The sequence below is a fragment of the Streptosporangium jomthongense genome (genome assembly GCF_042650425.1).
GTDB lineage: Bacteria > Actinomycetota > Actinomycetes > Streptosporangiales > Streptosporangiaceae > Streptosporangium.
In genome coordinates this window covers 75,686-86,956 of sequence record NZ_JBHSBC010000039.1, presented here as the reverse complement: position 1 = coordinate 86,956, position 11,271 = coordinate 75,686, and the positions used below count along the sequence as shown (strand labels likewise).

Annotated in this window: 13 protein-coding genes; 7 read left to right on the top strand and 6 right to left on the bottom strand. The window is 69.8% G+C overall.

What is annotated here, in order from left to right; genetic code table 11:
• Nucleotides 1–41 precede the first annotated feature (41 nt).
• The gene (locus ACFOYY_RS33190; RefSeq protein ID WP_386195044.1) at nucleotides 42–782 is read left to right on the top strand and encodes a hypothetical protein; all 741 of its coding nucleotides are present in this window, start codon (nucleotides 42–44) and stop codon (nucleotides 780–782) included.
• A gap of 45 nt (nucleotides 783–827) precedes the next feature.
• Here ACFOYY_RS33190 and ACFOYY_RS33185 read toward each other — a convergent pair whose 3' ends face one another.
• Nucleotides 828–1,316 carry a hypothetical protein gene (locus ACFOYY_RS33185; protein ID WP_352010962.1) on the bottom strand — a complete coding sequence of 163 codons (489 nt, stop codon included), beginning with the start codon at nucleotides 1,314–1,316 and terminating at the stop codon, nucleotides 828–830.
• A gap of 220 nt (nucleotides 1,317–1,536) precedes the next feature.
• Here ACFOYY_RS33185 and ACFOYY_RS33180 point away from each other — a divergent pair, with 220 nt between their 5' ends.
• Nucleotides 1,537–2,136 carry a hypothetical protein gene (locus ACFOYY_RS33180; protein WP_386195042.1) on the top strand — a complete coding sequence of 200 codons (600 nt, stop codon included), beginning with the start codon at nucleotides 1,537–1,539 and terminating at the stop codon, nucleotides 2,134–2,136.
• On the opposite strand, the gene ACFOYY_RS33175 is transcribed toward ACFOYY_RS33180, so the two are convergent.
• Both ACFOYY_RS33175 and ACFOYY_RS33170 read right to left on the bottom strand, forming a co-directional pair.
• Nucleotides 2,112–2,750, bottom strand: coding sequence for a TetR family transcriptional regulator (locus tag ACFOYY_RS33175; RefSeq protein ID WP_352011280.1), 639 nt, complete (start codon nucleotides 2,748–2,750; stop codon nucleotides 2,112–2,114). The two genes, ACFOYY_RS33180 and ACFOYY_RS33175, sit on opposite strands and share 25 nt — an antisense overlap.
• A 116-nt stretch (nucleotides 2,751–2,866) precedes the next feature.
• On the bottom strand, nucleotides 2,867–3,976 hold the full coding sequence (locus ACFOYY_RS33170) for a CapA family protein (RefSeq protein WP_386195040.1): 1,110 nt from the start codon (nucleotides 3,974–3,976) through the stop codon (nucleotides 2,867–2,869).
• A 147-nt stretch (nucleotides 3,977–4,123) separates the two neighbouring features.
• Here ACFOYY_RS33170 and ACFOYY_RS33165 point away from each other — a divergent pair, with 147 nt between their 5' ends.
• The 4 genes from ACFOYY_RS33165 to ACFOYY_RS33150 all read left to right on the top strand — a co-directional run bounded on the left by ACFOYY_RS33165 (nucleotide 4,124) and on the right by ACFOYY_RS33150 (nucleotide 7,771).
• Nucleotides 4,124–4,543, top strand: a complete 420-nt coding sequence (locus ACFOYY_RS33165) for a Fur family transcriptional regulator (RefSeq protein WP_352010965.1) — start codon at nucleotides 4,124–4,126, stop codon at nucleotides 4,541–4,543.
• 21 nt (nucleotides 4,544–4,564) lie between these two features.
• Nucleotides 4,565–6,016, top strand: coding sequence for a catalase (locus ACFOYY_RS33160; protein WP_386195038.1), 1,452 nt, complete (start codon nucleotides 4,565–4,567; stop codon nucleotides 6,014–6,016).
• Between the two features lie 243 nt (nucleotides 6,017–6,259).
• Nucleotides 6,260–6,814, top strand: a complete 555-nt coding sequence (locus ACFOYY_RS33155; RefSeq protein WP_352011281.1) for an HD domain-containing protein — start codon at nucleotides 6,260–6,262, stop codon at nucleotides 6,812–6,814.
• 135 nt (nucleotides 6,815–6,949) lie between these two features.
• Entirely contained in the window at nucleotides 6,950–7,771 is an 822-nt protein-coding gene (locus ACFOYY_RS33150; RefSeq protein WP_386195036.1) for a Rieske 2Fe-2S domain-containing protein, read from the top strand.
• A 58-nt stretch (nucleotides 7,772–7,829) separates the two neighbouring features.
• Here ACFOYY_RS33150 and ACFOYY_RS33145 read toward each other — a convergent pair whose 3' ends face one another.
• Entirely contained in the window at nucleotides 7,830–8,057 is a 228-nt protein-coding gene (locus ACFOYY_RS33145; protein WP_352010968.1) for a hypothetical protein, read from the bottom strand.
• Nucleotides 8,058–8,086: 29 nt separating this feature from the next.
• The gene (locus tag ACFOYY_RS33140) at nucleotides 8,087–8,842 is read right to left on the bottom strand and encodes a sulfite exporter TauE/SafE family protein (RefSeq protein WP_386195034.1); all 756 of its coding nucleotides are present in this window, start codon (nucleotides 8,840–8,842) and stop codon (nucleotides 8,087–8,089) included.
• A gap of 154 nt (nucleotides 8,843–8,996) precedes the next feature.
• On the opposite strand from ACFOYY_RS33140, the gene ACFOYY_RS33135 reads away from it, so the two are divergent.
• Nucleotides 8,997–9,605, top strand: a complete 609-nt coding sequence (locus ACFOYY_RS33135) for a response regulator transcription factor (protein ID WP_386195032.1) — start codon at nucleotides 8,997–8,999, stop codon at nucleotides 9,603–9,605.
• On the opposite strand, the gene ACFOYY_RS33130 is transcribed toward ACFOYY_RS33135, so the two are convergent.
• On the bottom strand, nucleotides 9,546–11,219 hold the full coding sequence (locus ACFOYY_RS33130; protein ID WP_386195030.1) for a sensor histidine kinase: 1,674 nt from the start codon (nucleotides 11,217–11,219) through the stop codon (nucleotides 9,546–9,548). The genes ACFOYY_RS33135 and ACFOYY_RS33130 overlap by 60 nt on opposite strands.
• Between the last annotated feature and the right edge of the window lie 52 nt (nucleotides 11,220–11,271).

Below are 11,271 nucleotides of genomic sequence, written 5' to 3'. Positions count from 1 at the left end.
TCAGCATTCTTCCGACAACCGAAAGTAACAGGGAGACGCGCATGTCGAACGGGTCACGCAAGACCCGCGGGATCCTCGCGGGGGCGGTGCTCAGCACCGCCCTCGTCGGTGGACTCGCGGCCGGGTTCGGACTTCCGGCGGCTGCTTCGGCCTCCGTCGTGGACTCGCTGGTGCCATGCCTGCTGCAGGCGCCCGGGACCGCACCGACGGTCTGTGAGGGAACCAACGATTTCCTGGACGCGCAGCGGACGACGGTCGCCAACGGGCTCGCGGCCGGGAAGGCTCCACTGCGGGTCACCGACAAGGTGATAGCCCCTCAGGCGGCGAACGCGCTCTCGTTCGCCAAGAACCTCTTCGGTCTGGTGAACGAGGTCGTCGCCGCCGAGGGCATCATGGACCCCAAGTACAGCAACTTCGCCAAGAACGCCACTGAGTCCGCCAGGACCCAGTCGGTCAGCGTCGCCGAGGGCAACCTGTCCGACCCACCCGCCTACGGTGTGAGCGTCGGCGAGACGCGCAAGAACGTCAACGCCGGCCGTCCGCAGTCGGCCCCCGTGCCACCGGAGACCCACGGCCGGTCGGACAACCCCTACGAGCTGACGCCGCTGCCCCGCCCCGCCTCGGCCAGGGAGATCGGCGACGAGCGCCCCTCGGCCGAGCCGGAGCAGTACGTCCAGCCGCCCGTCACCCGGCCCGCGGCTCCGAAGCCGGCGCCGAAGCCTCAGCTGCTGTCCCCGCTGGGAACGCTGCTTCCGCTCCTGGGCCTGGGCGGCCTGGGATGACCTGTGGGCCGTGGCTCTCTCTGCGCGGGGACCACGGCCCGACCCTCAGCGCGAGAGGTCGAGCAGCGCGTCCAGCTCGTCCTCGGGAAGCCCCAGATCGACCCTGATCCGGTAACGGGTGCGCAGTAGAGCCGTGTGCTCCCCGCTGTCCCGCACCGCCCTGTGCGCCCCCTCAGTGGCCCACAGATGCGCCTGCCGCAGATCGCCGTAGGCGACGAGGGTCTCGGCGACCGTGAGAGCGGTCGCGGCTGTCACCTCCCCCTCATGTCTGATCGTCTCGATGACCTGCCGTGCCTCGTCCGGCCGTTCGAGCTCGAAGAGGGTGTCGGCGATGCCCGCCCTCGGATCGACGCCCACCTCCCCACCGTCGTCCACGGCCCGCTGGAAGCAGACGAGGGCATGGGCCGGCTGCCCGGCCTGCCGCCACTCCTCGGCGGCGAGCACCAGGATCGCGGCCCGCGAGATGTCTCCGGACACGTACTCCTCGACCAGCCCTTCCAACCGCCGGGCGAGGTCTCCGTGATCGTCGGCCAAAAGTGCCTGCTCAAGCAACCGATCAAGTTGCCCACGTGTCACATGCGCCACATCGCGAGAGTAGCGAGCGGCGCTTGGTTTCGTCCGCACAACGGCAGGTATTCCTTCATCCACCAGTTGTAAACGATTGACTACCAAGCGCGTGTTTCGCCAGGAAAGCGGGCATATGGCAGGCGTCTCCTGCTCGTGGAGCGTTATGTTCGGAGGGGCTGCGATGGGCATGTCCAAGCAGACAACCTTCACTCTGACCTTCCTCGCGGGACTCTCGGTGATCGTCCCGGGGTGTGCCGGATACCTCTCGGCGAGGATGGACGCCGTCGAACGGGCGCATCGCGAGCTCGTCTCCCTGGAGAGCCGGATACGTCAGGAACAGCTCATCTCGCCGGTGGCCGAGGCGGAGGACTCCCCGGCACGGTTCCGCAACGAGACGGTCGCCGTACCGGGCGTGACGTTGTGCGGCCCCGGAGAGCGCGCGCGGGCGGACAACCGCAGGGAGCGAGGGGCCGGAACCCTCGCCGGCGGCGCCCGGACGCCCGACGCCACCTCCGACGGCCGCCCGGGGATCGTCTCCGGGGCACGGGTTTCCGCCTCGGCAGGGGCCTCTGCGGGGGCCTCGGTCACCGAGGCCGCGCAGGCGCGGGCCGCGGAGCGCGAGCAGCGGCGCAGGCACCGGCAGGAACGGCTGTGCGCGGCGGCTCAGGAAGAGCACGCGGCCGACGCCCCCGCCGGCACCTCCGGCGGGACCTATGACAGGGCCTCTGACGGGGCCCCGGCCGACCCCGTGAGCGGCTCCTCTCAGGCGGAGGCTCCGGCGAACTGACGGTTCAGATAGCCCCTGATCAGGCGTTTCGCCTCGGCGACGATCTGGGGGTCGCCCTCGGAGTCACGCCGGAAGGCCAGTTTCAGCACCGCGTCGGCGGCCTCGACCGCGACGAGGATGGCCAGGTCCAGCTCCTCGCTGTCGGTCAGGCCGTATTCCTGGAGCAGGAGGCCGCGCAGCCTGCCCGCGATCACCGTGTTGCTGTCGGAGACCCCGTCGAGCAGGTTGAGGCCGACGACGTCGCCGAAGTGCAGGACGCCGAAACCTGGAACGGTCCTGTGCATGTCGACGTACTCGTCGATGATCGCGTCGACCGCGTCCCACCAGCCGCCGTAGTCCTCCGACAGGAAGCGCCTGCCGACTCGGGAGACGAACCGTTCGACATGGCGCCTGGTCACCGCCTGGGTGATGGCCCGCTTGTCGGGAAAGAACTGGTAGATCGAACCGATCGCGACACCCGCGCGTTCGGCGATCCTGGTGGTCGAAAGCGCCTCGTATCCGATCTCGTCCAGCAGTTCGGCACAGGCGTCGAGCATCTTCTCGACACGGCGTGCGCTGCGTCGCTGGGTCGGCTGGCGCCGCAGCGGGGCCTCACATGTCTCCTCGGCAGGCATGGTCACCCACCCATCTTGCCCGCCCGTCCCCCTTCCGGTCAGGTTCTCTCTGTCAATCGCATGATTTTCCCCGTACATCCCGTATGAGCCCTGTCAATTTCCGGCCCGTCCGGGGGTCAGCTCGGGGTCGGCGTCAGGCCCGTGCAGCCGCGCAGCGCCTTCCAGTTCGCCGTCGCCCGCTGTCCGTTCGTACCGGTGACCGGGACGGGGACGCCGCCCTGGATGGTCGCCGGGGTCCAGCGATCCTTGATCACCCGGCGCCCGTTGATCGTCAGGGTGAGGACACCGGTCCTGCCGGTCTCCGGCCCCCAGTTGTAGAAGACGAAGTTGCCCATGCCGTAGTTGACGTAGCCCCTGCCGAGGTAGCCGCTGCCGAGCAGGATGTGCGCGTGCCCGCCGACCACGACGTCGGCGCCCGCCGCGACCAGCTTGGGGGCCAGTGAGCGCTGGGCCTCGTTCGGGCACTTCTGCAGCTCGGTGCCCCAGTGCAGATGGACGATCACCGTGTCGGAGTTCTTGCGCGCCTTGCGCACCTCCTGCAGCAGCCGTGCCTCGTTCTTGGCGGAGGCCAGACCGCCCTGCTGGTCGGTGGCGGTCCACGCCTGGATGAACTCGGCGTCGAGCACCTGGGTCGCGCCGATGACGGCCACCCGGTTGCCGTTCACCGTGGTCCGCCACGGCTTGTAGGCCTCGGCGGCGTTCCTGCCGATGCCGACGACCGGGAACCTGGAACGTTTGATCGCGGCCAGCGAGTCGGCCAGGCCGCTCTGCATGTAGTCCATGCCGTGGTTGTTGGCCATGGACGCCACGTCGACCCCCGCCGCCTTCAGCGCGGTCAGCGCGCTGGCCGGGGCGCGGAAGGTGTACTGCTTGCCCGGCGCCGGGGTCCCGCCGGTGGTGATCGCGGTCTCCAGGTTCACCATCGCGATGTCGGCGGCGCCGAGCACCTTGGCGATGGGGCCGAGGGCGGTCTTCGGGTTGGCGTTGAGCCTGCTGCGCAGCACCCCCTCGAAGTGCACGTCCCCTCCGAAGGAGATGGTGTACGGCTTGCGTTCCGGTTTGGTCTCCGGCTCGGTGGAGGAGGAGACCGGCTTCTCGACGACGTCGGGCGTGCTCCCCGAGGCTTCCGGGGTGGCCGATTCGGCCGCTGAGCAGGCCGTACCGAGGAGGGCTGAGGCTGCGACGACCGCGGCCACTGTGAGGCGGCGGGGGATATACGTGTTCATCGCTATCCGAGGATGCCATCCCGGCCTCGCGATGGGGAACAGGCAGGCCGTGATGACCCTAAGCAGACAAAGCGGTTACCTGAACCAGACAAAATGGAATACGTCAATTGGTTGAATCGTTCAGATTTGGTGCATAACGTGGATCCCATGGAGGACGAGGACCGGCTCCGACAGGCGGGCCTACGGGTGACCGCGGCGCGCCTGGCGATCATGCAGACCGTACGGGAGGGCGATCATCTTGACGTGGACGCCGTCCACCGAGGCGTACGGGAGCGGGTGGGTCATGTCTCCCTGCAAGCCGTCTACGACTCCCTTCACGCGCTGCATCGTGAGGGGTTGCTGCGCCGGGTCGAACCGGCGGGCAGCCCCGCCCGATACGAGACGCGGGTCGGTGACAACCATCACCACCTCGTCTGCAGACGGTGTGGGCGGGTCGCCGACGTTGACTGCGCCGTCGGACACGCCCCATGCCTCGACCCCGCCTCGGACGCCGGCTATCTGGTCGACGAGGCGGACGTCATCTACTGGGGCGTGTGTCCCGAGTGTCGTTCCGAAGATGCTCGATGAAGAGAACCCGGAGGACCGATCATGAGCACCAGGCCCACTACCACGACCGATGCCGGAATCCCCGCCCCCAGTGACGAGCACTCCCAGTCGGTCGGACCGAACGGGCCCCTGCTGCTGCAGGACCACTACCTGATCCAGAAGATGGCCCACTTCAACCGGGAACGGGTTCCCGAGCGGGTGGTCCACGCCAAGGGTGGTGGCGCCCACGGCATCCTTCAGATCACCGAGGACGTCAGCCAGTTCACCAGGGCCGGACTGTTCCAGAAGGGCAAGGAGACCCCGCTCTTCCTGCGCTTCTCCTCGGTCGCCGGGGAACTCGGCAGCGCCGACACCCAGCGTGACCCGCGCGGGTTCGCGATCAAGTTCTACACCGAAGAGGGCAACTACGACATCGTCGGCAACAACACGCCGATCTTCTTCATCCGCGACCCGCAGAAGTTCTCCGACTTCATCCACAGCCAGAAGCGCCGCGCGGACACCAACCTCCGCGACCACAACATCCAGTGGGACTTCTGGACGCTCTCCCCGGAGAGCGCCCACCAGGTCACCTTCCTGATGACCGACCGCGGCACCCCGGCCTCCTGGCGGCATATGCACGGCTTCGGCTCGCACACGTTCCTGTGGTACAACGCGGCCGGTGAGAAGTTCTGGATCAAGTACCACTTCAAGACCGACCAGGGCATCAAGAACCTGACCGACGCCGAGGCGGGCGCGCTCGTCGCGCAGGACGCCGACCACCACATCCGCGACCTGCACACCGCGATCAAGAACGGCGACCATCCGTCCTGGACGGTCAACGTCCAGGTCATGCCGTTCGAGGACGCCGCCGACTACCGGTTCAACCCGTTCGACCTGACCAAGGTGTGGCCGCACTCCGACTACCCCGAGATCACGATCGGCAAGTTCGTCCTGAACCGGAACCCGGAGAACTACTTCGCCGAGGTCGAGCAGTCGGGCTTCGAGCCCGCCAACCTCGTGCCCGGCATCGGCCCCTCCCCGGACAAGATGCTCCAGGGACGGCTGTTCTCCTACCCGGACGCCCACCGCTACCGCATCGGCACCAACTATCTGCAGCTGCCGATCAACCGGCCGCTCTCGCCCGTCCACAGCTACAACAAGGACGGCCAGATGGCCTTCAACAACCCGGGGGACCCGGTCTACGCCCCCAACACCGTCGGCGGCCCCGTGGCCGACCCGGCGCTGTACGCGGGCGAGGACTACCACGTCAGCGGTGAGATCATCCGCTCCGCCTACACCCTGCACCGCGAGGACGACGACTACGTCCAGCCGCGCGCGCTGTGGGAGAACGTGCTGTCCGACACCGACCGCTCCCACCTGGTGAGCAACGTCGTCGGCCACGCCTCGGCCCCCGAGGTGACGGACGAGATGAAGAAGCGTGTCGTCGAGTACTGGACCAACATCCACAAGGACCTGGGCCAGGGCGTCGCCCAGGGGCTCGGCGTCACCGAGTGACGACGTCACGGCCCGCGCCGGCTCTCCGGCGCGGGCCGTGCGCCGTCATGCCGTGCCGTACGGCACGCGACACGCGGGGTGCCCGCCGTACGGCGGGAAAGGCGTGTTCAGCGGGGTCGTGGTCACTCTGGGTCCCGTGTCATCGCCTGACCGTCCGATGACCGGCGAGCGGCGCGCACTAGGCTTGCGCGCGTGACCACCCCTCCAGAACAGGACCGCCTCCACGCCCAGCTCACCTTCGCCATGGAGATCGACAAGCTCAGACGCGTCGTTCGCCGTAACACCCTCATGGACGGGTCCCGGCGGGAGAACGACGCCGAGCACTCGTGGTACGTCGGGATGCTGGCCATGATCCTGGCCGAGCACGCGCCGCCGGGCACCGACATGGACAAGGTCGTCGCGATGCTGCTCGTCCACGACATCGTCGAGATCGACGCGGGAGACACCTTCATCTACGACGCCGGGGCCGTCGAGGCCCAGCTCGGCATCGAACGCAAGGCGGCCGACCGCATCTTCGGCCTGCTCCCCGAGGACCAGTCGACGCGGCTGCGCGCGCTGTGGGACGAGTTCGAGGAGCGCGAGACCGCGGAGGCGAAGTTCGCCAAGGCCCTCGACAGGATCGCGCCGATCATGGCCAACCACCACAACGAGGGTGGCACCTGGTCGTTGTACAAGGTGACGGCCGACCAGGTCCTGGAGAAGGTGAAGATCATCGAGGAGGGTTCGCCGACGCTCGGCTCCTACGCCAAGGAGATCATCGAGCTCTCTGTCAGCCGGGGGCACCTGGCGCGTGCGTGATGCGGTTCCCGGGTAGGTCCCTAAAGGGTTGAGAAGGGGGCGATCGTGAAGGAATCAGTCAAAACGAACCGCCGCAGTTTCCGGCATCTCGTACCCCCGGTCGACATCGCCGGCCGTATCGAACGGTCGGAGAGGATGGACAGGCCCATCCGGGTCCTGGCCAAGGCCGTACGGCAGCGCATCGGCCCGGGGTGGCTGCGCGACCTGCTGCACGGGGTGCCGACGGGGAAACCGCTCCATCCACCGCTCACCGACCTCAGCCTGGGCTGCTGGCTGGCGACCGCGGTGCTCGACCTGGCCGGGGCCGACCCCCGCGCGGCGCGCGCCGTGCTCGCCACGGGCATCGCGGGGGCGATTCCCACCGCGGCCTCCGGGATCACCGACTGGTCGGCGCTCCACCGGGAGCAGCAGCGGGTGGGGTTCGTGCACGCGATCGCCAACGTCACCGCGCTGGGACTGTACGTGGGTTCCCTGGCCCTCCGGCTCGCCGGGCACGACAGGCGCGGCAAACTGCTGTCGTTCATCGGCCTGGGCGCCGCGGGCGCGGGCGGTTACCTCGGGGGGCACCTGGCCTACCGGCAGGCCGCGGGCTCCAACCACGCCGAGTCGGTCGCCCACCTCGTCCCGCTGGGCTGGCACGACCTGTGTGAGCTCAAGGACCTGCCGGAGGGGCGTCCCGTGGCCAGGCGTCTCGGCTACATCGACCTGTTCGTGCTGAGGGTCGGCGAGGGGGTCACCGTGCTCGCCGACCACTGTTCCCACCTGGCCGGGCCGCTGCACCAGGGTCAGCTGATCTCCGACGACGGCATGGTCTGCGTGGTGTGCCCGTGGCACGGCAGCGCCTTCCGCCTGGCGGACGGCACGGTCGCCCACGGTCCGGCCACGGCGCCGCAGCCGTACTTCGAGACCCGGATCCGCCGTGACGGCGTGCTCCAGGTCCGTCCTGCTCCGATCTGACCGCCCCCGCACCGGCCGTACGGTGTCCGGGCCGCCTCGTGGGGAGGCGGCCCGGCGGTCAGTCCGCCTCGCCGTCGGCGGGGTGTTCGACCAGGGCGAGAATCCTGCTGGACATGAAGCGGGCGGTGCGCACCGCCGTACCACTGCGGGTGACCTCGGTGACCTCGATCACGCCGCCCCGGCTGTTGGCCACCTCGACGCGGCGGCCCGCGCGGGTGGCGACGACTTCGTAGGTACGCGAGCTGTCACCCGCGTCGATAACGATCTCTACCCGATCGCCTTTCATGCCTGATTCATGCCCATTAACGGGAGAATCTAGGCGTATATCAACTTGACCATCGCCACGATGCCGACGACGACGATGATCCCGCGCAGCACCGGGGCGGGCAGCTTCCTGCCGAACCTCGCACCGAAGAAACCGCCGATCGTCGCACCGAGCGCGACCAGCGCGACCGCCCGCCAGTCCACGTCCGCGACCAGGACGAACAGCAGGGCCGCGGTCCCGTTGACCAGCAGCGCGAGCACGTTCTTCGCGGCGTTGATCCGCTGCAGGTCCTCGTCGAGGACGCTGCCGAGCAGCCCGATGAGCAGCACCCCCTGGGCCGCGCCGAAGTAGCCGCCGTAGGCTCCGGCGCCCAGGACCCCCAGCCACAGCCACGGGCCACCGTGCGGATGGGCGTTCTCCCGCCGGGCGGCGAGCCACCGGTTGAGCCTTGGCTGGACGACCACCAGCACACACGACAGGCCGATCAGGATCGGGACCACGACGTTGAACGTCCTGGCGGGCAGGGAGAGCAGCAGCAGGCCGCCGATGAGCGACCCGACGACGGAGCCGACCCCCAGCCTGACGAGCCGGGCACGCTGGCCCTTCAGCTCCGCCCGGTAGCCGAGCACGCTGGTCAGCGACCCGGGAACCAGTCCGATGTTGTTGGAGACGTTCGCGACGACCGGCGGTATCCCCACCGCGACCATCGTCGGGAACGTGATCAGTGACCCCGAGCCGACGACGGCGTTGATGCCCCCGGCTCCGATTCCGGCCGCGAAGATCGCGACCGCCTCCCACGGTGTCATGCCTCTCCTCACTTGTACGGCTCGCGCCCGTGAACCGGTGCACTGCCTTACCGGATGCTAGGAGGAGAACGCTCTCCGCCCGGCGGCGGGGTGGGCGGTGCCCCCGTCAGGAACACCGGGATCATTGGCACGGAGGACGTGTTGAGGGGGGATCGTGATCGGGGTTCTGCTGGTCGAGGACATGCACCTCATCAGAGGGGCACTGGCCGCGCTGATCGGGCTTGAGGACGACATGCGGATCGTCGGGGAGGTGTCGACCGGGCGGGAGGCGGTCACGCTGGGGCTCGAACTCCGTCCCGAGGTGGTGGTGCTGGACATCCAGTTACCGGGGGAGCTCGACGGGCTCGACGCGGCACGGGAGCTACGGGCGGGGGCGCCGGAGTGCGGGCTGCTCATGCTGACCTCGGCGGGTGGCACCGAGACCCTGCGCAGGGCGCTGGAGATCGGGGCGCGTGGATTCATGCTGAAGGACGCGCCGCCCGCCCGGCTGGCCGAGGCGATCCGGCGGGTCGCCTCGGGGGAGACCGTCGTCGACCCCGGCCTGGCCGCCGCGGCCATCACCGGCCGGTCGAACCCGCTGAGCCCGCGCGAGGCCGAGGTGCTGCGCCGGGCGGGCGAGGGCGCCGACCTGGCCGAGATCGCCGCCGAGCTGTTCCTCAGCAAGGGGACGGTGCGCAACTACCTCAGGGCGGTCGTCACGAAGCTAGACGCGCGCAACCGGCTCGACGCCGTCCGCATCGCCGCTGAGAACGGCTGGATATAGCACCACAAGCCGGTATTCGCCGTCGGCGTACCCGGCGGTCAGCGTGCCTCCTGCCGCGGTGACCCGCGCGGTGAGGTTGGCCGTCCCGCTCCCGCCCTCCCCGGCGCCGGGAGGGCCGTGGACGCCGTCGTTGACGACCAGCAGCCCGTCCTCGGTGATCTCGATGAGGCAGTGACCGGCCTCGCTGTGCCGCAGCACGTTGGTGACGGCCTCCCGCAGGACGATCGCCGGCAGCGCGTCGTCCCTGTCCGACTCCCTGCGGACGGTGACCTCGACGCCCGCCGCCCGCAGGACGGAGCAGGCCGAGTCGATCTCGGCGGCCAGCGAGAGCCGGGGGTCGGGCTCGGCCGGGATGTCCCGCAGCGCGGCCAGCGAGCGGCGGGCGATCGCGGCGATCTCCACGAGCTGCTCCCTCGCGTTCTCCTCCCCCGCCCGTACGGCCAGCTCGGCCTTGACCGTGATGGCGGAAAGCCCGTATCCGAGCAGGTCGTGGACGTCCCTGGAGATGCGCCTGCGCTCGTCGGCCGCCGCCAGCGCCGCCAGGGCCCGCTGGGCCCGCCTCGCCTGCAGGACCAGCGAGGTCTGTACGGCCAGCCCGTGGAACATGGCCGCGACGGCCACGGCGTCGAACGTCCAGTACAGGTTCTCCGCCGGAGCCTGCCCCCGTACGGCCAGCACGACCGCCAGCGCGGCCACGACCGCCCCGGCCACGGGCCACCAGGCCCGCCCGAGGGCCAGGAACCCGGCCACCGCGAACCCGGCCAGCTGTGGATGGGCCTGTCCCGGGAGCAGAAGTGTGACGGCCGTGAGCAGGAGCAGCAGGCAGGCGGTCCAGACGCCGTGTCCGGGGCGGGCGCCGTACGGGCGGGGCAGCGCGTGGTGCAGGTGCAGCCCGAGGATCCCGGCGGCGAGCAGGGAGAGGACCGGACGCCCACCGAGATAGATCAACGCCGTCACGAGATATCCGGCGTGCACCGCGACCAGGATCGGCAAGGCGAGCCTGGGCATGAGGTCCGGCTCGGGAGCCGCCGCTGCCGCCGGGGCCGGGACGGCGCGGGCCCGCGCGGCCGTCGCCCGGGAGACCTCGGCGATCTTCGCCGCCTCACCGTGTCCGGCGAGGGAGACGATCGTGGACAGGGCGGTCCCGAGGACGGAGTCCAGCTCCCGGGCGGCCCGTGAGCGCTCGTCGGAGACCGACCCGGCGGCCAGTTCCGCACGGGCCGCGTGGAGGGCGGCACGCGTGTCACCGAGCCGGGTCACCCCGAACAGGACAAGCCCCTGGCAGGCGGCGTTCAGCACCGCGAGCGTGATCCCGAACGGCGTCGCGGGCGCGAGTACCGCGGCTGTGACGGCGGCTGTGACGACCACTGTGGCGAACGCGCACCAGCGGGCCGTCCCGCGCAGGATCAGCAGCGCCGACGCCGCGACCATGCCCGCCGCCGCGGGGCCCGCCCAGGGCAGGAGCAGTGCCTGAACGGCCAGTGACCAGCGGCTTCGCCACGGCGTCAGGCAGTGCAGCACCTGCAGGGCGACGACGAGGGCGAACGGCGCGCTCGGCACCGGATGGAGCGGATCGAACGCGGCACCGACGAGGACCACCACAACGATCAGCACTTTATGCACCATATGCCCTGATCGTGCATTCTCCACGTCGAACACAGGTGCA